The sequence below is a fragment of the Aureimonas pseudogalii genome, from assembly GCF_014196835.1.
Classification (GTDB): Bacteria; Pseudomonadota; Alphaproteobacteria; order Rhizobiales; family Rhizobiaceae; genus Aureimonas; species Aureimonas pseudogalii.
In genome coordinates, this window is the sequence record NZ_JACIEK010000001.1 from 394499 (window position 1) to 420941 (window position 26443).

The 26443-nt window shown below is 71.1% G+C and carries 32 protein-coding genes; 3 read left to right on the top strand and 29 right to left on the bottom strand.

Features of this window, described 5'->3' with window-relative positions:
- Window positions 1-59 precede the first annotated feature (59 nt).
- The 28 genes from GGR04_RS01875 to GGR04_RS02010 all read right to left on the bottom strand — a co-directional run bounded on the left by GGR04_RS01875 (window position 60) and on the right by GGR04_RS02010 (window position 22602).
- Window positions 60-560, bottom strand: a complete 501-nt coding sequence (locus GGR04_RS01875; protein WP_183197276.1) for a cytochrome c-type biogenesis protein — start codon at window positions 558-560, stop codon at window positions 60-62.
- Entirely contained in the window at window positions 557-2542 is a 1986-nt protein-coding gene (locus GGR04_RS01880) for a heme lyase CcmF/NrfE family subunit (protein WP_183197278.1), read from the bottom strand. The genes GGR04_RS01875 and GGR04_RS01880 overlap by 4 nt, the downstream gene beginning before the upstream one ends.
- Window positions 2539-3018 carry a cytochrome c maturation protein CcmE gene (gene ccmE / locus GGR04_RS01885; RefSeq protein ID WP_183197280.1) on the bottom strand — a complete coding sequence of 160 codons (480 nt, stop codon included), beginning with the start codon at window positions 3016-3018 and terminating at the stop codon, window positions 2539-2541. The genes GGR04_RS01880 and ccmE overlap by 4 nt, the downstream gene beginning before the upstream one ends.
- Window positions 3015-4175, bottom strand: coding sequence for a c-type cytochrome biogenesis protein CcmI (gene ccmI / locus GGR04_RS01890; RefSeq protein ID WP_183197282.1), 1161 nt, complete (start codon window positions 4173-4175; stop codon window positions 3015-3017). The genes ccmE and ccmI overlap by 4 nt, the downstream gene beginning before the upstream one ends.
- Before the next feature lie 120 nt (window positions 4176-4295).
- Window positions 4296-4703, bottom strand: a complete 408-nt coding sequence (locus tag GGR04_RS01895) for a hypothetical protein (RefSeq protein WP_183197284.1) — start codon at window positions 4701-4703, stop codon at window positions 4296-4298.
- A gap of 61 nt (window positions 4704-4764) precedes the next feature.
- Entirely contained in the window at window positions 4765-6153 is a 1389-nt protein-coding gene (locus GGR04_RS01900; RefSeq protein WP_183197286.1) for an ATP-binding protein, read from the bottom strand.
- 30 nt (window positions 6154-6183) lie between these two features.
- A complete protein-coding gene (locus GGR04_RS01905) occupies window positions 6184-6846 on the bottom strand; it encodes a response regulator transcription factor (RefSeq protein ID WP_183197288.1) in 663 nt (220 codons plus the stop codon).
- Between the two features lie 43 nt (window positions 6847-6889).
- On the bottom strand, window positions 6890-7198 hold the full coding sequence (locus GGR04_RS01910; protein ID WP_183197289.1) for a hypothetical protein: 309 nt from the start codon (window positions 7196-7198) through the stop codon (window positions 6890-6892).
- Window positions 7199-7287: 89 nt separating this feature from the next.
- Window positions 7288-7494, bottom strand: coding sequence for a hypothetical protein (locus GGR04_RS01915; protein ID WP_183197292.1), 207 nt, complete (start codon window positions 7492-7494; stop codon window positions 7288-7290).
- 43 nt (window positions 7495-7537) lie between these two features.
- A complete protein-coding gene (locus GGR04_RS01920; RefSeq protein ID WP_183197294.1) occupies window positions 7538-11437 on the bottom strand; it encodes a baseplate multidomain protein megatron in 3900 nt (1299 codons plus the stop codon).
- Window positions 11438-11440: 3 nt separating this feature from the next.
- Complete coding sequence (locus GGR04_RS01925) at window positions 11441-11881, bottom strand: NlpC/P60 family protein (RefSeq protein ID WP_183197296.1); 441 nt, start codon at window positions 11879-11881, stop codon at window positions 11441-11443.
- The gene (locus GGR04_RS01930; RefSeq protein WP_183197298.1) at window positions 11881-12756 is read right to left on the bottom strand and encodes a phage/gene transfer agent baseplate hub protein; all 876 of its coding nucleotides are present in this window, start codon (window positions 12754-12756) and stop codon (window positions 11881-11883) included. Before GGR04_RS01930 ends, GGR04_RS01925 begins: the two co-directional genes overlap by 1 nt.
- Window positions 12753-13385 carry a DUF2460 domain-containing protein gene (locus GGR04_RS01935; RefSeq protein ID WP_183197300.1) on the bottom strand — a complete coding sequence of 211 codons (633 nt, stop codon included), beginning with the start codon at window positions 13383-13385 and terminating at the stop codon, window positions 12753-12755. The genes GGR04_RS01930 and GGR04_RS01935 overlap by 4 nt, the downstream gene beginning before the upstream one ends.
- Before the next feature lie 66 nt (window positions 13386-13451).
- Window positions 13452-14018: a phage tail tape measure protein gene (locus GGR04_RS01940; RefSeq protein ID WP_376769820.1), complete on the bottom strand. Its 567-nt coding sequence runs from the start codon at window positions 14016-14018 to the stop codon at window positions 13452-13454.
- A 17-nt stretch (window positions 14019-14035) separates the two neighbouring features.
- Window positions 14036-14266, bottom strand: coding sequence for a rcc01693 family protein (locus GGR04_RS01945; protein ID WP_183197303.1), 231 nt, complete (start codon window positions 14264-14266; stop codon window positions 14036-14038).
- Entirely contained in the window at window positions 14263-14607 is a 345-nt protein-coding gene (locus tag GGR04_RS01950; RefSeq protein WP_183197305.1) for a gene transfer agent family protein, read from the bottom strand. The genes GGR04_RS01945 and GGR04_RS01950 overlap by 4 nt, the downstream gene beginning before the upstream one ends.
- The gene (locus tag GGR04_RS01955) at window positions 14607-15020 is read right to left on the bottom strand and encodes a phage major tail protein, TP901-1 family (RefSeq protein WP_183197308.1); all 414 of its coding nucleotides are present in this window, start codon (window positions 15018-15020) and stop codon (window positions 14607-14609) included. The genes GGR04_RS01950 and GGR04_RS01955 overlap by 1 nt, the downstream gene beginning before the upstream one ends.
- A 104-nt stretch (window positions 15021-15124) precedes the next feature.
- Window positions 15125-15589: a DUF3168 domain-containing protein gene (locus GGR04_RS01960; RefSeq protein WP_312857384.1), complete on the bottom strand. Its 465-nt coding sequence runs from the start codon at window positions 15587-15589 to the stop codon at window positions 15125-15127.
- A gap of 34 nt (window positions 15590-15623) precedes the next feature.
- The gene (locus GGR04_RS01965; protein ID WP_183197309.1) at window positions 15624-15773 is read right to left on the bottom strand and encodes a hypothetical protein; all 150 of its coding nucleotides are present in this window, start codon (window positions 15771-15773) and stop codon (window positions 15624-15626) included.
- A 35-nt stretch (window positions 15774-15808) separates the two neighbouring features.
- On the bottom strand, window positions 15809-16141 hold the full coding sequence (locus GGR04_RS01970) for a phage head closure protein (protein WP_183197312.1): 333 nt from the start codon (window positions 16139-16141) through the stop codon (window positions 15809-15811).
- Window positions 16141-16692 carry a head-tail connector protein gene (locus GGR04_RS01975; protein WP_183197314.1) on the bottom strand — a complete coding sequence of 184 codons (552 nt, stop codon included), beginning with the start codon at window positions 16690-16692 and terminating at the stop codon, window positions 16141-16143. The genes GGR04_RS01970 and GGR04_RS01975 overlap by 1 nt, the downstream gene beginning before the upstream one ends.
- A gap of 84 nt (window positions 16693-16776) precedes the next feature.
- Window positions 16777-18045, bottom strand: a complete 1269-nt coding sequence (locus tag GGR04_RS01980; RefSeq protein WP_183197316.1) for a phage major capsid protein — start codon at window positions 18043-18045, stop codon at window positions 16777-16779.
- Between the two features lie 30 nt (window positions 18046-18075).
- A complete protein-coding gene (locus GGR04_RS01985) occupies window positions 18076-18612 on the bottom strand; it encodes an HK97 family phage prohead protease (protein WP_183197318.1) in 537 nt (178 codons plus the stop codon).
- Window positions 18609-18995: a DUF6107 family protein gene (locus GGR04_RS01990; protein ID WP_183197319.1), complete on the bottom strand. Its 387-nt coding sequence runs from the start codon at window positions 18993-18995 to the stop codon at window positions 18609-18611. The genes GGR04_RS01985 and GGR04_RS01990 overlap by 4 nt, the downstream gene beginning before the upstream one ends.
- Before the next feature lie 23 nt (window positions 18996-19018).
- Window positions 19019-20242, bottom strand: a complete 1224-nt coding sequence (locus GGR04_RS01995; RefSeq protein ID WP_183197321.1) for a phage portal protein — start codon at window positions 20240-20242, stop codon at window positions 19019-19021.
- A gap of 33 nt (window positions 20243-20275) precedes the next feature.
- Entirely contained in the window at window positions 20276-21496 is a 1221-nt protein-coding gene (locus GGR04_RS02000; RefSeq protein ID WP_183198985.1) for a DNA-packaging protein, read from the bottom strand.
- Window positions 21497-21591: 95 nt separating this feature from the next.
- Window positions 21592-21978 (bottom strand): hypothetical protein, encoded by a 387-nt coding sequence (locus GGR04_RS02005; RefSeq protein ID WP_183197323.1) that lies wholly within the window; start codon window positions 21976-21978, stop codon window positions 21592-21594.
- 111 nt (window positions 21979-22089) lie between these two features.
- A complete protein-coding gene (locus GGR04_RS02010) occupies window positions 22090-22602 on the bottom strand; it encodes a YcgN family cysteine cluster protein (RefSeq protein ID WP_183197325.1) in 513 nt (170 codons plus the stop codon).
- 161 nt (window positions 22603-22763) lie between these two features.
- On the opposite strand from GGR04_RS02010, the gene GGR04_RS02015 reads away from it, so the two are divergent.
- The 3 genes from GGR04_RS02015 (at window position 22764) to GGR04_RS02025 (ending at window position 26201) form a co-directional block, all read left to right on the top strand.
- Window positions 22764-24956: a transglycosylase domain-containing protein gene (locus GGR04_RS02015; RefSeq protein WP_376769821.1), complete on the top strand. Its 2193-nt coding sequence runs from the start codon at window positions 22764-22766 to the stop codon at window positions 24954-24956.
- A 65-nt stretch (window positions 24957-25021) separates the two neighbouring features.
- A complete protein-coding gene (locus tag GGR04_RS02020; protein ID WP_183197329.1) occupies window positions 25022-25609 on the top strand; it encodes a DUF1214 domain-containing protein in 588 nt (195 codons plus the stop codon).
- Window positions 25602-26201, top strand: a complete 600-nt coding sequence (locus GGR04_RS02025) for a DUF1254 domain-containing protein (RefSeq protein ID WP_183197331.1) — start codon at window positions 25602-25604, stop codon at window positions 26199-26201. The genes GGR04_RS02020 and GGR04_RS02025 overlap by 8 nt, the downstream gene beginning before the upstream one ends.
- A gap of 39 nt (window positions 26202-26240) precedes the next feature.
- On the opposite strand, the gene GGR04_RS02030 is transcribed toward GGR04_RS02025, so the two are convergent.
- A complete protein-coding gene (locus GGR04_RS02030; RefSeq protein WP_183197333.1) occupies window positions 26241-26429 on the bottom strand; it encodes a hypothetical protein in 189 nt (62 codons plus the stop codon).
- Between the last annotated feature and the right edge of the window lie 14 nt (window positions 26430-26443).

The window sequence follows — 26443 nt, forward strand, 5'->3', positions numbered from 1 at the left end:
GTGCCGTGCCGTCTGTGATGCGAACCTAGTGTCTCCAACGTTACGGCAAGTTTTCAGCCTTATGAAAGCTTGGTAAGGTGCGCGTCCGTCTCAGAATGCCGGTTCAGGGCGGCGACGAGGCGCTCCTCCTCTGCCGGCGACAGCGGCACGGCGTCGGCACGACCGGACCGGCGCGAGGCGGCCAGCGCGAAGCCGGCACCCAGCGTGAGCAGCAGGACCGGCGTCCCCCAGAGCGCCACCGTCTCCCATTCGAGCCGGGGCCGTAGCAGCACGAACTGGCCGTAGCGCGACACGAGATAGTCGAGCACCTCGCCGTCGCTGTCACCGGCGGCGAGCCGCTGGCGCACGAGAACACGCAGGTCCTTGGCCAGCGGCGCATCGGAATCGTCGATCGACTGGTTCTGGCAGACCATGCAGCGCAGGCCGCCGGAAAGGGCGCGCGCGCGCACCTCGAGCGCGGGATCCGCCAGCACCTCGTCCGGCTGGACCGCGAGCGCGGATGTGGCTCCGCCCAGCGTCGCCAGACCCAGCATGACCGCAAGGACCGTCGCGCGGATCATGGCGCGAGCGCCGCGGTCGCCGCTCCGCGCCGGCGCGACGGCGCCCCGACCCGAAGCCGTCGATCGCTGAGCGAGGCGACGCCGCCGAGCGCCATCACGACGGCACCGAGCCAGATCAGCGTCACCAGCGGCTTGAACCAGACGCGCACCACCGTGCCCATGCCGTCGGCAGCGGTGTCGCCGAGAGCGATGTAGACCTGGCTGAAGAAGCGTGTGTGGATGCCGGCTTCCGTCGTCGGCATCTGACGGACGGGGTAGAAGCGCTTGGCGCTCTCCATCGTCCCCGCCTCGGCGCCATCTCGCAGCAACGTGAAGCGACCGACGTCCTCGCGATAGTTCGGACCCTCGCGCGGCGTCAGTCCATCGAACCGGACCGTGTAGCCACCGGCTTCCAGCGTATCGCCAGCGCGCATCGTCGTGATCGTCTCAGTGTTGAAGGCGCCGACGCCGACGATGCCGAGCAGCATGACGCCCAGGCCGAGATGGGCCAGCGCCGTGCCGAACGCCGATCGCGGCAGACCGGCAAGCCGCCGCAGGGCAACCGTGGGCTTGACGCGCGGCAGGCCGGAGCGCGCGGCGAGATCGACGAGACTGCCCGTCATCACCCAGACCGCCAGCCCGACGCCGAGGGCCGAGAGGATCTTGGCGCCGTGCGTCAACGCCAGCACCACCACGACCGCAACGAGCGCGGCACCGACTGCCGCGTAGAGACGCTGCGCCGCCGCCAGAAGATCGCCCCGCTTCCAAGCGAGCAGCGGCCCGAACGGCACCGCGAACAGGAGCGGCAGCATCAGAGGTCCGAAGGTGAGGTTGAAGAAGGGCGCGCCGACCGAGATCTTCTCGCCGGTCAGGACTTCGAGCACCAGCGGATAGAGCGTTCCCGTCAGCACGGTGGCCGCCGCCGTGGTCAGGAACAGGTTGTTCACGACGAGCGCCCCCTCGCGCGAGATCGGCGCGAAGAGCCCGCCGCCTTCGAGCGTGCCGGCCCGCAGCGCGAAAAGCGCCAGCGAGCCGCCGATGAAGACGCAGAGGATGCCGAGGATGAAGACGCCGCGCTCGGGATCCACCGCGAAGGCGTGCACCGAGGTGAGAACGCCCGAGCGCACGAGGAAGGTGCCGAGCAGCGAGAAGGAAAAGGTGAGGATCGCGAGAAGCACGGTCCAGATCTTCAGCGCCGAGCGCTTCTCCATCACCACGGCGGAATGCAGCAGCGCCGTGCCCGAGAGCCAGGGCATGAAGGAGGCGTTCTCGACGGGATCCCAGAACCACCAGCCGCCCCAGCCGAGCTCGTAATAGGCCCAGTAGGAGCCCATCGCGATGCCGGCGGTAAGGAACACCCAGGCGACCAGCGTCCAGGGCCGCACCCAGCGCGCCCAGGCGGCGTCGATGCGACCGTCGATCAGGGCGGCGACCGCGAAGGAGAAGGCGATCGAGAAGCCGACATAGCCGAGATAGAGCATCGGCGGGTGGATCGCGAGGCCGATGTCCTGGAGGATCGGGTTGAGATCCTGCCCCTCGAAGGGCGCGGGCACCGCGCGGATGAAGGGGTTGGACGTCAGGAGGATGAAAAGGAGGAAGGCCGTGAGGATCCAGGCCTGAACCGAGAGGACGTTGGCCTTCAGCGTCGCCGGCAGATCCGTCCCGAACAGCGCGACGAGGGCGCCGAACAGGGCGAGGATCAGCACCCAGAGCAGCATCGAGCCCTCGTGGTTCCCCCAGACGCCGGTGATCTTGTAGAGCATCGGCTTCAGCGAATGCGAATTCTCGACGACGTTGACCACCGAGAAGTCGGACGTCACGTAGGCGGCGGTGAGCGCCCCGAAGGCCAGCGCCAGCATGGCGAGACAGGCGATCGAGGTGACGCCGCCCGTCTCCATCAGGCGGGCGTCGCCGAGGCGCGAGCCGAGGATCGGCAGCACCGACTGGACGAGGGCCAGCGCGAGCGCGAGCACGAGCGCGAAATGACCGAGTTCGACGATCACATGCCCGCTCCCGCAGCGACGCCTGCGCCGCTCGCCACCACCGCGCCGTCCTTCCAGAGGCCGCGCTTCTTCATGTCGTCGACGACTTCCTTCGGCATGTAGGTCTCGTCGTGCTTGGCCAGCACCGTGTCGGCGACGAAGACCTGGTCCGGCCCGAGCATCCCCTCGGCCACCACGCCCTGCCCCTCGCGGAAGAGATCCGGCAGCAGGCCGGCATAGGTCACCGGCACGCTCGACACCGTGTCGGTGACGCGGAAGTGCACGGGCTTGCCGGCTCCGCGATCGAGCGAGCCCGTCTCGACGAGCCCGCCGAGCCGAATTCGCTGTCCGCCGCCGGGAACCTGTGCCACGAGATCGGTGGGCGAATTGAAATAGGCCACGCTGTCCGACAGCGCGGTGAGCACGAGTCCTGCGGCCGTGCCGACGACGGCGAGAATGCCGAGGAGCGAGGCGAGGCGCTTCTGCTTGCGGGTCATCGGTCGCTCGTCTTTTCCGGTTCCACCCATCCGAGCCCCCCGGCGAAGGCCTCGATCTCGCCGCGCTCCCGCGAGCCCGGCGGGAACGCCGCCTCAGCCCGTCCCTTGGCCGCGCGCGCGGCGTCGACGTCGCCCAGCACCGTGTAGGATCGCATGAGACGTTTCCACCCCTCGACGTCGTTCGGGGCGGTTTGGAGGCGGGCGGCGAGTTGCGACACCATGCCCTCGATCATCGCGTTCCGGTCGTCCGGTGCCAGATCCTGCGCGGCAGCGACGTCGGCGGCACTCGGGCCGGGCTGGGCGGCGCTCGGCGGCTCGCCGGCGAGCCGCGACGTCGCGTCCGCGAGGGCGGCTCGGGCGATGGTCAGCCACGGCGCATCGGCCGGCGAAGCGGCGATCAGCGCCGACCAGGCGTCGCGCGCCTCGGGCAGCCGGCCTCCCTGCGACAGTTGCAGCGCCAGATAGAAGCGGGCCGGCGGCCATTGCGGGTCGAGCGACAGGGCCTCGCGGAACGCCGCCTCCGCCTCCGGCGTCACGATCCCGTCGGCCTGCTGCACGAGCGCCTCGCCCAACCCTGCCTGGGCCTGCGCCGTGGCCGGGGCGAGCCGCAGCGCATTGCGGAAGGCCACGACTGCCTTCTCGGACTGACCGCTCTGCAGATAGATCGGGGCTACGAGGCTCCAGCCGCGACCATCGTCGGGCGAGGCGGCCAACCGACGCTCAACCTCGGCGAGGACGGTGGCAAGGCTCGTCGCCGGAGCCGCTTCCGGCTCGCGGGAGGCGAAAGGCTGGTCGGGAATTTCGGGAGAGCCCGCGCGGTCGTAGAAGAGAAAGGTGCCGACCGGCAGCAGCAGCGCCACCGTGAGGCCTGCGGCGGCGGCGGTGCGCGCCCGGCGCGGTGGGGACGCCGCGTCGCCCGTCTCGCCGGCAGCTCTCAGCAGGCGCCGCCCGATCTCGGCGCGCGCCCCCACCGCATCCTCCGGGCGAACGACGCCGCGGACGAGATCTGCGTCGAGTTCTGAGAGTTGCGCCCGGTAGACTTCGGCATCATGACGCTCTCGCGCCACGGCGTCGCGCGGCCCGCGCCGAAACAGGGGGGCGACGACGCAGACGGTCACGATGAGGGTCAGCGACGCGGCGATCAGCCAGAACAGCATCGAATTCTCGTTTGGCCTGCCGTCGCAGCGGCGCGGTCGGATGGAGCGGACGACGGGAGCCTTAGCAAGCCCGCAGCGTCAAACCCATTCAATTCCGCATCAAGGCGCGGCGACGAGGCGTCACGCCACCGGCGTCCAGAGGTCGTCGCCGGAGCGGCAGGCGCTGCCGACCTGCTTCACCCGCGTTCCACCCTTCGAGATCACATGCGTGAACCCACGGCAGTCCTGCGAGCCCACCCGGTAGAGCTGGGTGGGGATGAACTGCCCGGTGACGCCGTCGGACTGCCAGTCTACGGGCTGGCCCACCGCCCCGAACTGCAGCGCCTGATACTCGGCATCGAGGGCCGCCTGCTCGGCGCGCGAGGAGAGCTTGATGCTCGCCACCGGCGCGATGCTGCCGCGCAGCGCCTGCACCTTCGGCGAAACCGGCAGGGGCGCAGGGGTCGACAGGCCCGCGCGCGACGTCAGGCACCCGCCGAGAAGGGGGACGAGAAGGAAGAGGGCAAGGCTTGGGCGGGCACCGCGCATAGGAAGGTCCACTGTCATCGCCGCGTCACGGCCGTGCGATGCTGCCCCACGAGATCGTCGCCTAGGGCGCGCGAGGCAAGATGACCTCGGCCCGCAATCCCCCGATTTCGGCCGGACCGAGACGAAAGTCGCCGCGGTATTGCAAAACGGTATCAGCCACGATCGAAAGACCGAGACCGCTGCCGGCCGTGGTCTCGTCGAGCCGACGCCCCCGCTTCGTCGCCTCCGCGATCTCCTCGCTCGACAGTCCCGGCCCGTCGTCCTCGACGGCGATGGACAGGAGACCGGCCTTCGGCGCGCGCAGCACAAGCCGGAGCCGGCTTCGGCCGTAGAGCGCGGCGTTCTCCAGGAGATTGCCGACCGCCTCCTCGAGATCCTGCGCCTCGCCCGCGAAGACGATCGCCTCGGCATCGTCCGGCCAGTCCGCCTCGACGTCGAGCCGAGGGTTCAGCCGCTCGATCACACGCAGGAGCCGTTCCAGCAGCGGCACGACCGGCGCGCGCGCGATCGCGAGATCCCCCGTCGCCGCCATGCGGGCCCGGTCGAGATAGTGCTGCACCTGAAGGCGCATCGCCTCGGTCTGCTCGGCGACGAGGCGGCCCTTTTCGCCGCCGATGGCGTCGGCCTCGTTGCGCAGGACGGCGAGCGGGGTCTTCAGCGAATGGGCGAGATTGCCGACCTGCGTGCGCGCCCGCTCCACGATGCGCCGGTTGCTGTCGATGAGGGCGTTCATCTCCAGCGCCAGGGGCCGGATCTCGGCGGGAAACGAGCCGGGCAGCCGCTCCGCGGCCCCACTTCGCACCGCGGCCAAGGCGCGGCGCACGCCCACCAGCGGATGCAGGCCGAACAGGATGGCGAGCGCGTTGACGACGATCGAGCCGAGCCCGAACAGCCCGAGATAGAGCGCCAGCATCCGGTTGAAGTCGGCGATGTCGGCATCCACCACGCTGGCATTGCCCATCACGCGAAATCTGGCGGCATGGTTTTCGGAGTCGAGCGCGACCTCCGCTTCCTCGACATAGAGCATCTCGCCGTCGAGCCCCTTCATGCGATAGTCGCGGCGGTATTGCTGGTCGAACGGATCGGCGTCCGTGGTCGGTGCGTCGATCCGGCCCGGCCCGAGCGAGAAGGACGCAAGGCGTCCGGTGGTGTTGCCGCTCGCCGGCAGAACCTCCCAGTACCAGCCCGAGAGCGGCTGCGAATAGGCGAGGTCGCCGAGGTCGGGAACTCCCTGCAGCAGGCCGTTCTCGTCGACGGTGATGGCGTTGATGAGGTTGAAGAGCTGCGCGCGCACCACGGCCTCGAAGCCTGATTGCGCGGTGCGCTCGTAAAGGTTGGAGATGAGCCCGGCGACCACGAGGAAGGCGGCGATGGCCCACAGGCTGGACAGGGCGACGACGCGCGCCGCGAGGCTTTCGGTCCAGCGAAAGTCGCGGCGGCGGCGCTTCAAGCCGCCGCCCTCAGACGTGACGATCGCGGGTCAGGCTCCATGCTGCAGCCGGTAGCCGAGGCCGCGCACCGTCTCGATCAGGTCGTTGCCGATCTTGCGGCGAAGGCGACCGACGAAGACCTCGATCGTGTTGGAGTCGCGATCGAAATCCTGGTCGTACATGTGCTCGATCAGCTCGGTGCGCGAGACGATCTGCCCCTGGTGGTGCATGAGGTAGGACAGCAGCCGATACTCGTGTGAGGTGAGCTTCAGCGGCGTGCCGTCGACGCTCGCCTTCGAGGCTTTCGTGTCGAGGCGCAGCGGACCGCACAGGATCTCCGACGAGGCATGCCCAGCAGCGCGCCGGATCAGCGCTCGAATGCGCGCCAACACCTCTTCGAGATGAAACGGCTTGGCGACGTAGTCGTCGGCGCCGGCATCGATGCCCGCCACCTTGTCGCTCCAGCGGTCGCGCGCCGTCAGCAGCAGCACGGGCATGGTGCGGCCCTCCCGCCGCCAGCGTTCGAGAACGCTGATCCCGTCCATCTTTGGCAGGCCGACGTCGAGAACCACCGCGTCGTAGGGTTCGGTATCGCCGAGAAAATGCCCCTCCTCGCCGTCGAAGGCGCGATCCACCACGTAGCCGGCGCCCTGAAAGGCCTCCTCCAGCTGGCGATTGAGATGAGGGTCGTCCTCGACGATCAAGAGGCGCATCGTTGGGTCGCTTCCGTGGGCGGATGTCCGGGCGTCTGGCGTTCTACTGCGGAACCGTGATGGTTTGTCGGCGAGGCCGGTTGCCGTCCTGCGCCGGAATGAGAACCGTGACGATGCAGACGGTCTGGCCGCCCCTCTGCGCGGTCTGCACCGAGAGGATCTGGCCGCCGCTCTGCGCCGCCGCCTGCGAGGCCGCCGCAGAGCACCCGCCCTGGGCGATCTCGTAACGGCCGTCGTTCGTCTGCGTTGCCGGCGCGTCGCTTCCCGAGAGCCAGCTCGCATTCGCCGAGCCGAAGGTCGCCGCGAAGGCGAGCAGCGCGATCGTCGATCGTCGAGAAAGGTGGGCGAACATGGCGATCCTGCATTCCGATGCCGTTCTTTCTAGCGGCACCACGCTGAATGTCGAATGAATGGGGGCGACCCGCCCCCCATTCGCCGCCGCTAGCGCAGCGTCGCGCGGGCGTCGAAACGGCCGAAGATCGCGACCACCGCCCCGATCGCGCCCGCCGCCTCGATCAGCGCCGAGACGAGATTGTCGTTCAACGACCCGTCGATCTCGAGGCCGAACAGGCTTGCGAGACCACCGCACAGCGCGACGAGGCCGCCCCAGACGGTCTTCGAGGCCCACCAGTTCTTCGTGTCGGTCATGTCGTTTCCCTTCCTCGACGTTGCACTCTGTCTCGCGCCGCCCTCAAGGCCGGCGCACGACCTCGATCCGCGCGGCCGTGCCCGGCCCCGCGGTCAAACTGATTTGCGACACCGCGACGGTGAGCCGTTCGGGAAGCCCGCCGAAGCGCTCGCTCAGGGTTTGCGCGTCGATCACGATCTTCGGGGCGGGTGCCTCCACGACCAGCGCGTCGGAGCGCCCCTCCCCGATCGTCACGCGATAGGTCTCGCTCGCCTCGCCCAGCGGCACGTCAGCGCCCTCCCAGGCCTCCACGGTCGATCGGGTCCGCCGGATCCATCGCAGCGCGAGCCCGGCGGGCGAGAGCCGCCCGGCCAGATGCACAGGCGCCAGAGGCCGCAGCCGCCTCATGCCCAGCACCGCCGGGCGCCGAACCACCGCGTCGTCGTCGAGCGCGCGGCCCGCGGGCACCACGAGCCAGGACCGCTCGGACCCGACATCCGCCGCCTTCAGGGGAAGCGCGCCGGTGGCGCCGTCGAGCAGCACGAACCCGGCGCCCGCCCGAGCCCCGCCGCCGGCCAAGGCATCTTCCGTCCCGCCGAGCGCCCGCACGAGTCCGGTCATCGCGAAGCGCCCCGGCGCGATCTCGCGGGCCTCGCGGAACTGGATCACCTCCCACGCCCCGCCGGGGCCCTCGACCGCAGCGAGATTGGCGCCGCCCCAGAGGTCGAGCTCCGCGGCGGACGAAAGCCCGCCCGACACGAGATCGACGACGAGGCGATGGCTCCGGTCGAGCAGGGCCTGCGATCCCGCCCCCCACGGCTCCGCGAGCCGCCCCACCGTCGCCGGCCTCGCGGCACGCGCCCGCGCCTCGAACCCGCTGCCGCCCGCCGAGACCAAAAGCTCGTAGGGAAGCCACGGCACGGCCGACACCGCGAAGCGCGCGCCCTCGCCGTCCGGGAAGACGCCGAGATCCGGCAGATCGAGGAAATGCACCACGGGTCGGGACGCGAAGACAGGCGCGGGTGCCCGCGGCATCGTCGGCTCCGACGGGCTGCGCCGCGGCGCGCCGCCCGGCGTGCGCCGGCGTGCCTCGATGCGCCGCGCTTCGCCGTCCTCGATCCGCTCGATCTGCCAGCATCCCGTTGTTTCCGGCAGTTCGATCCAGTCGCCGGGAACGAGGTCGAGCCGCGTCGGCGCGAGGGCAAAACTCGCGACCTCGCGCTCGCCCCCCTCGCGGCGCAGCAGCCTCTCGGCCCATTGCCGCGCCTCGCCTTCGGCCATGACGACGGGCAGTTCGAGAGTGGTCTGGCGCGGCAGCGCGGCGGTGCCGAGCACGGCGTCCGCGGTGGCCGGCTGGTAGGCGCGCGCGGGATCGCTGAAGCCGAGAAGCATCTCGTCGGCGCTTGCGCCGGCCTCGCCACGCCGGATCTCAATGAGCGCCCGCTCGTCGTCGTCCACCACCGCGTCGATCACCGTGACGGGCCGGGCCCTGTCGACCGATCGGAAGCGAAGGATGCCGCCCTCGCTCCAGGCCTCGATCCCGCAGAGCCGCAAGAGGTCCTCGATCTCGCTGCGCACCGATGCGAGCCCGCCCGCGAGATAGCCGCCGATCTCGCCATCGACGGCGGAGACATCGAACGCCTCGACGCCATGGTCGTCGAGGATCTGCGCCAGCGTCGCGTCGAGCGGCGCGCGGCCGAGACGCCCCGTCAGCCAGTGGCCCCGCTCCCAGTTGCCGCCGTCGCGCCAGAGGTCAGCCCGCTCAGGAAAGGCGGGTGCCGGACGGGCGTCCAAGCACCAGAGGTGGATGGCGTCCGCGGCCACCATGCGCCCGCCATAGACCGGCGAGACCGGATTGTCGGCGTCGCGAAAGCCGGGTGCCTGCGGGTTCCAGTAGGCGAGATGCGCTTCGAGAAAGCGGCGCTGCGCATGGTCGTCGCGCGCGCCGGCCGAGAAGTGCGGAAACGCGCTCTCTGCCGATTTCGGGTCCACGAAGACGTTCGGCTGGTTGGCCCCGCGGTCGATCGCGGGGCAGCCGAGTTCGGTGAACCAGATCGGCTTCGAGCGGGGCACCCAAGCGCTCGACGGGCCGGTTTCGACCCCGCCGCGACGCTCCACATGGCGATGGCTCCACCAGCCCCGGAGATCTTTCGGGCGGTAGACCCAGGACTCGCCGAGCCCATCGGTGACGGGCGTCCGGCGCCCCGACCGCCGGTCCTGCGGGCTGGCATAGTACCAATCGAACCCTTCGCCGCCTGCGATGGCCGCGGCCAGTCCCTCCCGGTCGTAGGGCGAGGTCATCGCATCGCGACCGCCCGCCTCCGCATCGCCGTCGCGCCAGTCCGCGAGCGGCAGGTAGTTGTCGATCCCCACCACGTCGATCGCCGGATCGGACCAGAGCGGATCGAGATTGAAGAAGACGTCGCCCGAGCCGTCGTCCGGCTGGTAGCCGAAATACTCGCTCCAGTCCGCGGCGTAGGTGACGGTCGCCCGCGGCAGCATCGCCTTCACGTCGCGGGCCAGCGAGACGAGCGCCTCGACGAAGGGGAAGCGCCCGGCCTCGTCGCGCAGCCGCGTCAGCCCGCGCATCTCGGAGCCGATCACGAAGGCGTCGCAGCCGCCCGCCAGCCGGGCGAGCGCGGCCTGATGCAGCACCATGCGCCGGTACGACCATTCGGACGGCCCGCGGTAGCGCACCTCCCCGCCCTCGACCGCGAAATCGCCGGGAGCGGCGCGGCCGACGAAGCGCGCGATCTCGGCGCTCACGCCCGCCGTCCCGTCGAGCGAGCCGGGCTGCCCGGGTTCGAGATCGAGCGTCATCCGGCCGCGCCAGGGATAGGCAGCTTGCCCGCCGCCGCCATAGGGGTCCGGCAACGCGTTCCCCGCCGGCACGTCCATCAGCAAGAACGGGTAGAGTGTGACCTTCAGCCCCCGCGCCGCCAGCGCCTGGATCGAGCGCACGACGCCGGCATCCGAAGGCGTCCCGCCATAGGCCGGGCCGCCCTCCACTTGGCTCACCGTCCGCGCCTCGGCGCGCGCCAGACCGCCGACCCGCCAGGGCACGGTCTCGTCGCGGATCGTGGTCTCCACGCCCGGCCACACGCCGGCATGCCCCACCCGCAGGTCGTCGCAGAACCACGACACGACGAGCGCGGCGCGCTCCAGCTGCGGGCACAGCGCCGTCAGCTCGTCGATCGAGGCGGTGACGTCGTTGGCGCCGTGCAGGACGTTGCGGTTGATCAGGCGGTCGTGCCCCGGCGCCAGCCTCTCGCGCACCGTCAGCGGGTCGAGCCCGTGCTCGGTGGCGCCGGGAATGACCGTGACGGCGCGCATCGCGCGCTCGAGTTCGCCCACAGGGCGCAGCACCTCGCAGGCGATGTTGGGAATGCGGTTGCCCCAGCGCTCCAGCGCCAGGCGTTCGACCACGACATAGGCGAGCCCGCGATAGGCCGGCGCGTTGCCACGCCCCTGTTTGGCCTCGATCAGCGGGTCGGGCTGCTGGCGCTCGTCGCCCCGGTGCAGCCGCCAGTTCACCCCCGCGAGGTCCATTTCCTCGCCGTCGGCCCAGATCCGGCGCACCCCCGCGACCGGACCTTCGCAGAGGCCGATCGCGACATTGCCGAAATAGCTGTAGGTGGTCGTCTCCGTGCGCGCCGCGCCGCCGCCGCCCTTCCCGCCCGAGCGATCGGTCGTCGAGACCTCCTCGAAGCGCGTCGTCCAGATCACCTGCCCCGCGATCCGTGCGGTGCCGTAGAGCCGGGCGATGCCCGCCCCCTCGTCGGCGTCGAGCACCCGGCTGGCGCCGAGGCGCGGCCCCTCCCGGCGCTGCGTGCGACCCCCGAGCCGGCTGTCGATCGCATAACCACCGAGCGCACCCAGCGCCCGCCCCGCGACCGCGCCGAGCGGTCCGCCCACGAGCCCGCCAAGGGCCCCGCCCGCAGCCTGCAGAAGGATCGTCGCCATCGGTCAGTCTCCTTCGGGAAATCGGAAGGCCGCGGTGATCCGTGACGCCCAGCCCGGCGTCAGCGGCGAGGACACCACTGCCACGCCCTCGTAGGCGTGGAGAAGGCGCGGCGAGCCGTCCGAATCGGGGTGGCCGAGGATGCCGCAATGCTTCGCCGCGCCGCCGGCGCGCCAGCGAAACAGCACGAGATCGCCCGGCATCGCGTCGGCGATCGCGACCGGCAGGAAATGCCGCCGCGCCGCCGCGAGCAACGGGTCGCCGGGCTCGGTCTCCGCCCAGTCCGCCGCGTAGGGGGCCGGGCTTTCAGGCTCGGCTCCGTAGAGTTCGCGCCAGACGCCGCGCACCAGCCCGAGGCAGTCGCAGCCGACCCCCCGCGTGGAACCCTGGTGCCGGTAGGGCGTGCCGAGAAACGTCGCGGCGACCGCCAGAACCCGCGCGCGCATCACGCCACCACCGGCGTGCCGTCATGCGCGGCGTCGCGCTTGGCGACGCCCAGCGCAATGTCGGTGCCCGGCAGATGCGGAAAGCCGCGAAAGTTCACGCCGTTGGCGAAGCGGTCGCGGCAGGTGCGAAAGCTCCGGTCGCATCCGGCAACGAGCCGGACAGTCGCATCCGACGTCGCTCCGGCAGGCTGGCGAACCGGCGTGACGCGCCAGCACCCGTCTTCGGCAGCCGGCGCGAGATCGCGGATATCCGCCGGCTCGCCATTCTCCCCCAGCGCGATGCGTCCGCGCTCGAACAGCGCTCGGTCGAGATCGGGCAGGCCGGCCACGATGGTCGCCTCGCCCTCGCGCCGCACCAGCGTCCCCCGCCGCGTCCACGCATGGAGATCGACGCCGCAGCGGCGGTCGCCGAGCGCGGCGTCGCAGCGGCGCCGGTAGGTACGGCCATGGATGCGGTCGAGCCGTGCGGCAAGGGAGCGCAGTTCGGCCGTGAAGCCGCCGCGCCCGCGCGTCACCTCGCCGAGATCGCAGACCTCCACGAGCGCCGCCGCCGCCGGCATCCGCCAATCGACCCGGAAGATCTCCACCCGCGCGCCGTCGAAGAGCCCCGCCGCGATCTCGGCTTCGTCCAGCGCGTCGGAGGACAGCGCGCCCTCCACCCCTTGCGTCCCCGCCGCCAGACCCAGCGCGCTCTCGGCCTCGCCGGCCGTCCAGCCGGTCGCCGCGCGAAACGTCGTTCCCGCGAACACGAGATTCTCGTCGTGGTCGGTGAAGCCATCGATCCGCCCGTCCGGACGCCGCAGCCGCCAGGCGTTCGCCAGCGTCGTCGCCGGCTCGGCCAGCCGGCGCGCGAGATCCTCCCCCAGCACCCTCACGGCCGCACCTCCACGAGCGGGATCGTCGGAATGTCGCCGGCCTCGAACGCCGCCATGTTGACGGACAGATGGTCGGTATCGAAGCGCACGGGCACGTCGAACTCGAAGCCCGCCGTCACCGCAACGCCGATGGCGGGCGCAGCCCCAAGCGTCACGAGCCCCGTCGCCGCGTCGAGCGTGAACGCCGCGGCCGGCGTGCCCGCCACGGCGACGAGCACCGAACCGGCCACCGGCTTCATCACCGGTCGTCGATAACTGTCCTCGCCGGCGCCGTATTGCTTGGCGAGTTGGAACGTCCGCGTCACCCCGTCGCCGGTCCCGATCGCCTGGTCGAAGGCGGTCTGCGGCAGGCCGATGCGCGAGGAGCGAGCATCGAACGGATCGCGGAACCGGAAGGCCACGAGCCGGCCGCGGCGCGCCTCGAAAAAGTCGAGCACGGCGACGAGGTCTGCGAGGCTCTTCACCCCCGACCCCGCGTCGTAGCGGCGCGTGGAATGGCGCGTGCGTTGGTTGCGGTTCTCGAAGCCGTTGGAAAGGCGGACGATGTCCGTCCGCCGCTCCGGCCCGCCGCTCGTGCCGAAGGCGACGCGCAGCGGAAACCGCTCCTCGCTGAAGGAAGCGAAGCTCATGGGATCGGTCCTCTATGGGTGGGATGACGGGGCGAAACCCCGGCGGGCAATCCGCCGGCGGCGGCTTCAGAGCCCGCGCTGGCCGCGCTGCGCGGCGCGCGCCAGCATTGCCTGGATCTGCACCTCGGCGCGGCGAAAGCTCGGCGCGTCCGGCGTCGAGACGTTGAAGACGATCGAGGGCCCGCTCCGTCCCCCGCCCCCCTGCAGCGAGACGCCGAGCGAGCCATCGGCGCCGCGCTGCAGCGGCAGAATGGCCTCCGCCCCCGCCTCGCCCATCAGCCCCATTTGCCCGCCCGCTGGAAAGAACGAGGGCGTTCGCACCACGCCGCCCTTGGCGAAGGGCAGGATGGAGGGCGCTGCGGCGGAGGCAGCGGAGCCCCCGCCGCCGATCCCGCCGAGAAGCTGGCCGAACAGGCCGCCCGCGAGGTTGGTCAGCGGCTTCAGCGCCGCGTCCAGCGCGATCGTCGAGATGCGCTGCCCGAGCTGGCGCAGCACGCCGTCGAACGACTTGCCGCCGCCGACGCCGCCGCGAAACGCCGCCGTCAGCGCCGAGCCGAAGCCGTTGGCGCGCGTCGTCAGATCGCCCAGCGCCCGGTCGAAGCCGCTCGTGTCGGCCTCCACCGCGATGCGCATCGTGTCCACCGTCTCGCTCATCGCTCGCCTCCATCGGGAAATCGCCGCATCAGATCGGTGAGCCCGCCCCGGCTCGGCGCCCCCGCCGTTCGCGCCACCAGCGGCTTCACGGCACCCGCGAGTTCACGCGGCGTCATCCGCCAGAAGTCGCGCGGCGAAAGGCGCAGCAGGCCGATCCCCACGCTCATCGCCTCGTCCCAGGGAAACGCCGCCGCGCCGCCGGGCTCCCCCGGCGCGGCCGCGCTCAAGGGCGCGCGGGGCCTTCCCCCGCCGGCTCCCCCTCGCCGAAGGCCGCCCGCAGCAGTTTGCCGCAGATCCGCGCCGCGCCCGCCGCGCCATCGGTGATGCGCATCCCCGCCACCTCCTCGTCGGCGACGCTCTCGCCGGCCCCGCGCAGCCCGGCGCCGAGAATGCGCGTGAGATCGCGCGCCGAGAGCCGGCCCGATCCGAAGCGCTCGGCGAGCGCCGCGATGTCGTCGAGCGCGAAGGCGTCCTCCAGTTCGGCGAGCGCGCCGAGCGTCAGGCAGAGCGTGCGTTCGCGCCCGTCGATCTCGGCCGAGACCTCGCCGCGTCGCCGGTTCGCCGCCATCAGAGCGCCTCGAAGGCGAGCGCGCCGGCCGATTCCAGCGTCACCTCGAACGAGACCTCGCCATTGTGCTCGCCCCCATATTCGAGCGCCGTCACCTGGAACGGCCCACTCACGCTGCCGAAATCCGGGATCACCGCCTGGAACGGCGCGACGCGCCCCTCGAAGAACAGCCGCCGGACCGCCGCATCCGATGCCGCGTCCTTGAAGATGCCCGAGCCCGACAGCGCCGCCCGCTGCACGCCGGCCCCGCCCAGAAGCTCGCGCCAGCGCCCGGCGCTCTCGCTGTCGGTCACGTCCACCGGCTCGGCGTTGAACGAGAGGCGCCGCGAGCGAAGCCCCGCCACCGTCTGGAAGGCGCCCCCCTCCTCCGGCTTCAGCTTGAGAAGAAAGTCCTTGCCCCGCTGCGCACCCATGTTGGTCTCCTTGGGTTCGATCCACGAAAAAGGGCGGCCCGAACGGACCGCCCCGAAATTTTCACCGATGTCGACGATGCCGGCCTCGCGCCGGCGCGAGCCCGTTATGAGGCCAGCGGCTCCGTCACCGCGCGAAACCGCAGGATGCCGTGATAGGTCGGCGAGTCCGGCTCCTGCCGCGCTTCCGCGAACTGGAGCTGCAAATTGACCAGCCGGTGCGAGTGGAGCGGCAGGTTCGCGTCGTGGAGCTTGGCCGAGACCTTGTGCATGATCTCGTAGGTCTCCTGCTTCGAGCCGCCCTTCGCCCAGACATGCAGCGTCAGGATATGTTCGACCCCGTCCTCGGTGCCCGTCGACCAATCGATCACGGCGGTGCGCCCGAGCGTGAGATAGGGAAATGCGACGCGTTCCGGCACGCGGTCGAACACCTTCGGCCCGCCCAGAAGCGCCGTCAGCCCCGCGTCGCCGGTCAGCGCCGTCACGATCGTCGTCTGCAGTTCAGCACTGGGATGCCCCATGCCGCTCTCCTCCGTGATGTCGAAATCGGCTGGAATGATATATCCAGACATATGGCGTGAACATCGCCGGGCGACGAGCCGATGGTTAAGATTTCGTCAGGATCGGCGGATCGGCGATGCCGGGTCGCCCCGCCTCTCCGAACGCCGCCTGCTCGCCATCGTCCAGCCGTGGATCATCGAGCGACGCCTCGCGCGACATGCGTTCGCGCACCCGCCGCTTCATCGCCTCGCGCAATCCCTCGCGCCTCAGGCGGACGCGCACGGACGGCGTCACGCCTCCTCCTCGCAGCGGCACACGAGGTAGCGCCCGGTCTCGTCGGGGTCGTGCAGCCAGCGGATCACCAGTCGCCGCGCTCCGAGCCGGAACGCGTCGCCCCGGTCGAGCCCCACGCGCTGGCGCAGCGTCACGCGATGCGTCACCGTGCCGATCCGCTGCGAGAAGCGCTCGCGCACCTCCGCGCTCAAGGGCTCCACCCGCGCCGCCGTCTCGCCGATCTCCGTCCAGGCGTCAATGAGGCCGCCCGCGCCGTCGGGACGGCCGAGATTGCGCTCGATCGCGACGCGCCGGTTGAACAGGCCGGGATCGAGAAAGGCCGGCGCCATCAGAGCCGCACCCGCCGCAGCGGCGCCAGCAACCCGCGCACGAAGGGCGGCATCACCGCCGGCTGCATCGCGGCAGGCACGGCGGCGCGCGTCTCGAAGGCCGCCGCCACCAGCCGCAGGATCGCCTGCCGCACGCCCTCCGGCACCGCGGCGGGGTCGAGCCCCAGTTCGAGATCGAGCTCCAACCCGTTCGGCGCGGCCATCGCCGGCAGTCGCAGCGAAGCACCGAGCGGCTCGTTGCGCACCGCGATCCCCGCGGGATCGATCGTCATCGCCTCGCCCGCCACGTCGAACGCCTCGGCCGCCACCACCCGGCGCACCGGCCGCCGCGAGAGCTCGATCCGCCCGCCGCCCGCCGGCGGCTCCAGCGCCAGGCGTGCGCGCGCCACGCGCAGCACCAGCCCCGTCTCGGCCTCCACCGCCTCGCGCGCCGCCGCGATCAACCGGGTCACGAGCGCGTCCTCGCCGTCGTGTTCCAGCCGCAGGAAGCCCTTCGCCTCGGCCAGCCCCACCGGCTCCGCCGCGCCGGTCTCGGTTTCCATCCAGATCATGTCGTCTCCGATCCTCGCCGCTCGAAACGGAAAAGGGGTGGGCGTCGCCGCCCACCCCCTCCCCATCTCCGTCTCCTCGCCGTGTCAGGCGGCGAAGCGCAGGAACTTCGCGGCGTCGAAATCCTGGATCCCGCCGCCGACGCGCTTGGTCGTGTAGAAGAGGACGTAGGGCTTGGCGGAATAGGGATCGCGCAGCACGCGCACCCCCTGCCGGTCCACCACGAGATAGAAGCGGGCGAAGTCGCCGAAGGCGACCGAGAGGCTGCCGGCCGCCATGTCGGGCATCGCCTCTGCCTCGACCACGGGAAAGCCCATCAGCGTCGCCTTGGCGCCCGCGATCGTCGGCGGCTGCCAGAGGTAGTTGCCGTCGGCATCCTTCAGCTTGCGCACGGCGCTCTGCGTGCGCCGGTTCATCACGAAGGAGGCGTTCTGCCGGTAGCCCGCCTTCAGCGCATAGACGAGATCGACCAGCGCGTCGGCCGGCGCCGTCGCGGCGAAGTTGGCGCTGAGGCCGGTCGAGACCGTGCCGACCTTGCCCCAGGCCCAGGCCGTCTCCTGCACCGCCTCGTAGCGCATAAAGCCCTTGGGCTTGGCGACGCCGTCGCCGTTCACGAAGGCGGCGCTTTCCTGCGCGGCGAAGGCCTGCTCCACCTCCTCGCCGATCCAGGCGTCGATGTCGACGGCCGCGTCGTCGAGCAACGCGTTCGTCGCCGCCGGCATGGCGTAGAGCTCCATCGTCGGGAAGGTCAGCTCGGCCAGCTGCGGCGCGTTGGTCTGCGGCCGGGCGTCGGTCTCGCCCACCCAGCCGGCCTGCGCGCCGTTCACCGCGAAGGGCTTCTTCAGCACCGCCGAGGAGACAGTGCGCAGCCCCGCAATGGCCCGGATCGGCGAAACCGCGGCAAGGCGCCGGCCGATCTCGGTCTCGGTCTCGCTCGGCACGAGGAAACCGCCGTCGGCACCCACCAGCCCCGACATCGCCTTTTCCTCCAGCCGACGCAGCCGCGTCTCGTCGCCGCCGCGCACATAGGCCTCGAAGGCCGAGCGGTGCTCGCTCGGCGCCGCCGCCGCGCCCTCGTTCGGCCCGCCCACGGGCGGGCGCAGGCTCTTCAGCGTCAGGCGCTCGATGCGCCGCTCCTGCTCGTCCATGGCGCGCGAGATGCGGTCGGCCTTCTCCTCGGTCAGCACGTCGGCGCCCATCCGCTTCTCGATCTGCGACAGTCGGTCGTCGTTGGCCTCGCGGAAGGCGTCGAAGGCGCGCATGAACTCGCCGAACATCTCGCCGCCGCCGGTGCCGGCGCCTTGAGCGCCACCGGCCTTGATCTCGGGCGCACCCTGGTGGTTCGTGGTGGACATGGTGGTTCGCTCCATCGTTGGGAAAAGAAATCAGACGCCGAAGCGCGGCGTCGGACGGGCCATCCGCCGCGTCGCCTCGGCGATGCGGTCGAGAAGTTCGAGCGGGCGCGAGCGCGTCTCGGCGACGCGCGCGGCCTCCTGCATGGGAAAGGTGACGACCGAGATCTCCCAGAGATCGATGTCGAGGAGCAGCCGCCGTGCGCCGGCCTCGCGCACCGCCTTCGCGCGCCGCGCCCGGAAGCCGATCGACAGCCCGTCCACGGCTTTGGCCTTCAAGAGCTCGAAGACGTTGCGCCCGCCCGCGGTGCCGAGCGCCAGCCGCCCTTCGGCGTAGAGCCCGTGCCAATCCTCGGCGAGCCGCGTCCACACGCCCACCGGCTGCGCCGGGTCGTGCTGCCAGAGCATGCGCACGCCCGCCACGCCCCGCTCCGCCAGCGATCGCTTGAAGGCCCACGGCGCGATCCGGTCGCCCGAGAGGTCGGTGCGCCCGAAGAGGCTGGCATAGCCGCGCACGATGCCGGTCTCGTCGAGCACCGGCAGCGGCAAGGCCGCCCCGCCCCCGCTCATCGGCGCTCTCCGGCACTCTCGCCTCGCTTGGCGTCGTCGCCCCCGCCGCGGGCCCGGTTCGCCACGGTGAACAGCCCGTCGGCGAAGCGCTGGATCACGCCGAGCGCCCACCAGGCGCAGAGGCTGGCGGCGGCGGATCCCATCAGCGCCACCTCCGCCGCGCCGAACTTGGCGGCGAAACCCAAATGCTCGGCGATGGTGACGCCGGCCGGGCCACCGAAGACCAGCCCGGTCACCGCGCCGGTGAGAAAGCGCACGGCGGCGTCGCGCCGCCCGTTCGGCAGGAGATAGGCGATCGAGATCACCGATCCGCCGATCGCGCCTGCGAATTTCGCCGTCAGCAGCGCCAGCGGCGAGACGATTTCGCCCGTCATCGTGTCCATGGGAACCTCCATCGGTCGGGGTGTCAGCTTGCGCCGGCAGCGCGCGGGCCGTAGCCCACCGCCTCGCGCTTCTCGTCCTCGTCGAGGAAGCCGGCGGCGCCGACGCGCGCCCACAGGGCTTCGCGCTCCAGCGCCAGTCCCTCGATCCGGTCGTGGTCGAAGCCGAGCCGCAGCCCGGTCCCGCCCTCGTAGAACCCCGCCAGCCAGTCGCCGACCGCACCGCAAATGCGCGTCAGCAGCGGCAGCACGGTGAGGCGGAAGAGGGCGCGGTTCGCCTCCTGGTAGTTCGCATAGGTCGCGTCGCCGGGAATGCCGAGCAGCATCGGCGGCACCCCGAAGCTCAGGGCGATGTCGCGCGCCGCGCCGTTGCGCGCTTCCATGAAATCCATGTCGCGCGGGCTCAGCGCCATCGCCTTCCAGTCGAGCCCGCCCTCCAGCAGCATCGGCCGCCCGGCGCGCGCCGCCCCCGCATAGCCGCTCTCGAGTTCGGTCTTCAGCCGCTCGAACTGGTCGGCCGAGAGGTTCGCCCCGTCGCCGGGCTGGTAGACGAGCGCCCCGGAGGGACGCGCCGAATTGTCGAGCAACGCCTTGTTCCAGCGCGTGGCCGCGTTGTGCAGGTCGAGCGCCGTCTGCGCCGCCGCCACCGGCGGGAACCCCTCTCCGTCGCTCAGCGGGTGGAACAGCCGGATCGCCAATCCCCGCGCCGGGCGCGCGTCCTCGCTCTCCAGAGACACCCGTCGCACCGAGGATCCCGCCCGCACCTCGATCGCCTCCGGCCAACCGTCGCCGCCCGCCAGCGTTCGCACGCGGTCGGGTCGCAGCGCGTGCACCAGCCGCGGCTCGCCGTCGATGAGCCCCGCTTCGAGATGCGCCGCGCCCGCCAGCAGCAGATGGCCGCACACCGCCTCCAGCAGCGCCGCGCCGTCCTGCCCGCCGTTCGGGCGCCGCAGCAGCGCCAGCATTGGATGTGCCTCCACCTCCGCCGCGCCGTCGTAGAGCAGCAGCGGCACGCTCGCGGCGTTCTCCGAGATCAGCCGCACGCAGCGGTAGACCACGGGGTTCTGCAGGAAGCCCGCCCGCGACAGCGCGCCGTAGGAGCGCTCGCTCCACTGCGCGCCCTCCGTCTGCCCGCCCGCGAAGACGAGCGATCCCCCGCCATATCCGCCGCCCGCCGCCTTGGCCTCGGGCACGCTCGTGCGATCGTCGCCAAAGCCCGCGAGAGCCTTCAGCCGCGTTGCCAATCCCATGATCGGTCTCCGATTGTTGTCAAGAATCGTCGCTCAGAGGCCGCGCACGCGCGGCTCCGCCACCGGTTGCGTCAGCGCCGTCACCGCCCAGACGAGGGCGTCCAGCCGGTCGGGCGAACGCCCGTTCGAGAGCCCGTCCGGGCCGAAGTCGCAGAGTTCGTCCTCGAGGGCGGCGAAGCTGCCGGCGTGGCGCACGCGCCCCTGCTCGTAGAGCGCGGCCACCGGCTCGGCCCGCACCCACTTGCCGCGCGTCGCCCGCACCGCCGTCACCGGCACGCCGGGCGCGACCGTGCGGATTACCGCCTCCACCATGTCGCCGCCCTGGTTGACCTCCGCCACGATGCGGTCGGCTTCGAGATCCTGAAACAATCGCACCGCCGCACCCGCCCATTCCGGCGGCCGCGCGCCGCGCCGGCTGCGGTCGGCCAGCACGTAGATCGTGCCGTCGGCCGCCAACCCGGCGGCGACGATGCCGCAGGCGTCGGAGCGCCGCGTCGCCGTCGCCGGCGGGTCCACCGCCACCACGACGCGCCGCAGCTCCGGCGCGGCGCGCACCCGCAGCCGGTCGATCGTTCCGCGGTCGAACAGCGCGTCGTCGCGGGCCTCGATCAGTTCGCCGTCGAGTTCCTGGCGCGCCAGACGCGACCCGCCGTAGCGGCTTTCCATCGCTTGCACGAAGCCGGCGGCGAGATTTGCCCGGTTCTCGGCGGTACGCATGCGCGTCACCGCCGTTCCCGGCTCCTCCAACAATCGTTTCAGGAGCGGCACCGCGCGCGGCGTCGTCGTCAGCACCATGCGCGGCGCGGCGCCGAGGCGCAGCGCCAGCTGCAGATTGTCGAAACAGGCGTCGGCATGTTTCCACTTGGCGAGCTCGTCGCCCCAGGCGGCGTCGAACTGGTAGCCGCGCAGGGCATCCGGGTCTTCCGACGAAAAGATCTGCGCCACCGCGCCGTTGGCGAAGACGAGGCGGCGGCGCGTCGCCTCGAACACCGGCCGCACCGCGTAGTCCAGCGCCCGCAGGCCACTCTCGCCCTCGATCATCACCTCGCGCGCGTCGCCCAGCGTCTCGGCCACCAGCGCGATGCGCCCGTGCACCTGGCCCGCCAGAGGCGCCTGACCCAGCGCCAGCGCCCGGATCCACTCGGCCCCGGCGCGCGTCTTGCCCGATCCCCGCCCGCCGATCAGCAGCCATTGCCGCCAGTCGCCCGCCGGAGGAAGCTGCGAGCCCCGCGCGCAGCGAGACCAGTCCGGCATCGCACGGCGCAGCACCCGCGCCGGCTGCCTCGCCAGTTCCGCCTCCACCAGGGTCCAGAACGCCTCGTCGGCCAGCGCATCGGATCGCACGCCGCTCAAGCCTCCGCTCCGCTCGCATCGGCCACGGCGAAGAGGCCGCCCCCTGCGACCCGGCGCTCTTCCAGCGCCCGCAACCGCTTCAGCATCTCCGCGCTCAGCCGCTCGGTCTCGGCCGCGTCGGCTTCCGCCGCGCCGGCCCGCTGCAGCGCCTCGAGCTGCTTCAGCTCCAGCAGCTTCTCCAACGTGCGCGTCAGCTGCGTGATCGCCTCGATCCGCGCCTTCGCGCCGACCTGAATCTCCCCATCCCCCTTCGGCGACACCGCTTCGGTCGAAGCGGCGTGCGCGGCCTTCGAGGCGATCTCCAGCGCGCGCACCTCGCGCGTCAGCGCCCGCAGCAGATGCGCCGAAAGCGGCGCGCTCCTCTCCCCCGAAGCCGCAGCCATGAGACCCTCCCCCAACGCGAGAGGCGGCCGTCCCTTCCGGAACCGCCGCCTCTCGTCGCAACAACTCGACTGTGCCTGAACCCTACCCGACCACCGTCACGCAGTCAATGACTATTTTCCTATTATGGATTTTATTCCTGCGTTGCTGGCGACCTGCGGTCTGATCCCCGCCCCCGGATCCTCACCGGGCCAGTCCACCAGATGGTCCTCGAACGCCTCCGGCTCGATTCCCGCCTCGCTGCGCGTGCGCCCGCGCGCCGAGACGCCGGCCTGATGGACCGTGTCGGGATCGCCCGAGACGAGCGGATGCCACCAGTAGAGATCGCGCCCCTCCGCCACGAGGCGATAGCCGCAATTGGGCGGCAGCCAGCCGATCGAGCGCACCGTCGGCGCATCCAATGTCACGCAGTCGGGAATGGTGGCGTGCCGGTCCTCGTAGTCCGAGCAGCGGCAGCTCTCGCCGTCGAGCAGCCGGCAGGCGAGGTTCGTCCACACGATCTCGCCGGTGTCCCAGTCCTCCAGCTTGTTGAGGCAGCAGCGCCCGCACCCGTCGCAAAGCGATTCCCACTCGGCCGGGCTCATCTCCTCCAGCGTCTTGTGCTTCCAGAAGGGAACCATGCTCATGCCACATGTCGATCGTTGAAGGGGAACGTCGCGGCGTCTGCCGAAGGGCGCAACCGAAACTGCACGCTTCTTGCACCAGAATGGCGGGGAACGCGAACCGGCTCGATTGTCTCTCCCTCGGGTTGCTGTAAAATGATCGGGGCGCCTTCGTGGCTGACCGGGTGGAAGAACTGACCTTGCCGAACCTGTTTGACAGAAAGCCGTCCCCCCGGCGCTCCCCCACACGCCTCATCGAGGTGGATGCCTGGGTGGATTCCACGCTGTGGCGCGCGGTTCACGGTTTCTCGTCGGCCTGGGAGAGCCTCACCGTCTTCTCGCGGCGGTTTCGGGTGCGCGGTTTCAACCGCGTCGTCGTCGAGCTCACCTGCGAGGCGATGACCCTCGGCGTCGCCGGTTTCGTTCTGCTGCTGCTGCTCGCCCAGCCGGCCATGCAGAAGACCGTGAACGGACTGCCCGAGCAGGCCGACTTCTCGATCCAGTTCCTCGATCGCCACGGCAACGAGATCGGGCGCCGCGGCATCCTCAAGGCCAACGCCGTGCCGATCGATGAGCTGCCCGATCATTTCGTCAAGGCCGTGCTCGCCACCGAGGACCGGCGTTTCTTCGAGCATTGGGGCATCGACTTCCTCGGCCTCGCCCGCGCGGTCGGCGAGAACGCGCGCGCCGGCGGCGTCGTGCAGGGTGGCTCCACCCTCACCCAGCAGCTCGCCAAGAACGTCTTCCTGTCGAACGAACGCTCGCTGGAGCGTAAGGTCAACGAGGCCTTCCTGGCGCTCTGGCTGGAATCGCACCTCACCAAGCGCGAGATCCTCGGCATGTATCTCGACCGGGCCTACATGGGCGGCGGCACCAACGGCGCGGCGGCGGCCGCCGAGTTCTACTTCGGCAAGAACATCCGCGACGTCAGCCTCGCCGAAGGCGCGATGCTCGCCGGCCTCTTCAAGGCGCCCACCCAGTACGCCCCGCACAAGAACCTGCCGGCCGCGCGTGCCCGCGCCAACGTCGTCCTCTCGGCCATGGTCGATTCGGGCTTCATGACCGAGGGCCAGGTCGTCGCCGCCCGGCGCCACCCGGCCGTCGCGGTCGATCGCTCGGTGATCCAGTCGCCGGATTACTTCCTCGACTTCGCCTTCGAGGAGGTACAGCGCGTCGCCGCCAACCTGCCGCAGCGCACGCTGGTCGCCCGCACCACCGTCGACATGGGCCTGCAGAAGCTCGCCGACGAATCCGTCGACTTTCACCTCCGCCAGTTCGGCAAGTCCTACGGCGTCGAAGAAGGCGCCATGGCCGTGCTCGACGACGATGGCGGGCTCGTCGCTCTCGTCGGCGGGCGCGACTACGGGCTGTCGCAGTTCAACCGTGCCACCCGCGCCCTTCGCCAGCCCGGCTCGTCGTTCAAGGCCTATGTCTACGCCGCGGCCATGGAGAACGGCCACAAGCCGACCGATTTCGTGATCGACCGTCCGATCACGGTCGGCAACTGGAGCCCGCAGAACTACGGAAACTCCTTCGCCGGCCGCATCCAGATCCAGGACGCCATGGCCCGCTCGCTCAACACGGTGGCCGTGCAGCTCAGCCAGGAGAAGGGCGTCGGCCCCGGCCGCGTCGCCGCGCTCGCCAAGTCCTTCGGCGTCGAGACGCCGCTGCGCGGCGACAAGACGATCGCGCTCGGCACCAACGAGGTCACGGTGCTCGATCAGGCGACCGGCTATTCGGTGTTCCCCGCCGGCGGCCTCGCCTCCCATCGCCATGCCATCCAGCAGATCAGCGGCGCCGACGGCACCGTCCTGTGGGACGCGAACCGCGACATGCCACCGCGCGCCCGGGTTCTCTCGGAAGAGGCGACGAAGAGCATGAACGAGATGTTCGTGCGCATTCCCGAGGTCGGCACCGCCCGGCGGGCGCGTCTTTCGATGACCCGTGCCGGAGGCAAGACGGGCACAACGCAGGGCTATCGCGACGCCTGGTTCGTCGGCTTCACCGGCAACTTCACCGCCGCCGTCTGGTATGGCAACGACAGCTTCAAGCCCACCAACAAGCTCACCGGCGGCGGCCTGCCGGCGATGACGTGGCAGCGCTTCATGGAGGCGGCGCATCAGGGCATCGAGCTGCGCCCCATCCCCTTCATCGACGATCCCATTCCTGCCCCCGGCTCGATCGAGGTGGCCAAGACCGAAGGCGACGAGGGGGGGCCGCGCATCGCGCGTCCGGAAACCGTCACCGCCTCGACCCAGAAGATCCTCGCGGACATCGAGACGATGCTGGCGGCGACGCAGCCGATCGTTGCCGAAAAGTTCGCCGCGGCCGGCGCGGTGAGCCTCGTGCCGCCCGCCGCGGTCACCACCCGGCGCTGATCTTGCGGGCCCCCTCCTTCGTGCCCGGCGCTGGCTTCGGCGCGCATTCGGCGCAATAGAGACGCATGCGCTTCCTCGTCCAGACCCTCCTCGTCATCGTCATCGCGCTCGGCCTCGGAAGCTGGTCGGCCGCCTACGTGCTCGATCGGTTCGAGAGCGCCGACACGCTGGTGGTCGGCGCCTGGCATGCCGACCGCACGGCCGGGGCGCCCGACGCCGATCCCTATTCCAAGGCGCGGCTGGCGCGCTCGGGCCATCTCGGTCTCGGTCTCGGCGAGGGCGTCGCCTTCCAGGCCCGCACCGACAGCCAGGGGCGCGAGCTTCGCCGCGAATGCACCTACCGGCTCGAGGGCGCCTACCCGCCGGCGCGTATCGCGACGCTCGCGGCCTACGATTTCGGCGGCCGCCTGATCGCACCCGGCGAGGGCCGTCCCGATCGTCTCGTCTCGCTCGACTGGATGCGCGAGGACGACAATTCCGCGATCGTGCGGATCTCCTCGCAGGCGCAGCCCGGCAACTGGCTGCCGCTCGTGGGCGACGGCGGGTTCGTGCTCGCGATCACCTTCTACGATTCGCCGATCAGCACCGACAGCGGCGCGGCGCCGATCGCCATGCCGCTGATCGTCAGAACGGGATGCCTCGTCGATGGGTAAGCTCTTTCTGGCGGTCGTCACGGGGCTCGTCGGCGCCGCGATCGTCCACATCGCCATCGTCTTCGCCATTCCCGGTCAGGCGGAGAACGACGCGTGGAGCCGCCTGGCCCGGCGCGGCGATCTGTTCGCGCCGGTGCGCGTCGGTGAGGCACAGGCCGGCGCCCCCATGCAGGACGAGACGGACGAAAGCGACGGTTTCCGCTTCGTGGACCCCGCCTTCATCGTGCTCGCCTGCCGGTTCTCGGTGGCCGATGGTCCGGTGCGCCTCTACGCCGAGGAGACCACGCCCTTCTGGACGGCCTCGATCACCGCCCGCAACGGCGACAACCTCTATTCGATCGGAGAGCGCGTGGCGCTCGATGGACGGCTGGATCTCCTCGTCGGCACGCGCGAGCAGCTCGATCTCGCCCGTCTCGAGGGCACGGCCGACGAGCCGCAGTCGATCCCCGTCGAGTTTGCGGCGGACGAAGGCTATCTCACGGTGCGTGCGCTGGTCGCGTCCGAGAGCGAGCGCCCCTTCGTGGAGCGTTTCGCCCGCTCCGTGACCTGCCGTCCGGGCACGGTCGAGGAAAGCGGCCGCCCGGCGAGCTGATCGCGACCTCGCCGGCGCACCCGCGCGTCGCCGTCCGCGTCAGGAGGGCTGTTCGTCGCCCATCGAGGCCGGGTTCGGCCCGCCGCGCTCGGCCAGGCTGCGGATCGCCGCGATCTCGAACAGTCGTTCCCGCCGCACGCAGGGCAGGATCACGACGTCGGCCATGCCGTCGCGCGGCTGTCGGCTCGGCGCGGTCGGATCGCGAATCAATCGGTGCACGGTGGCCATGGCAGTCTTCCCCG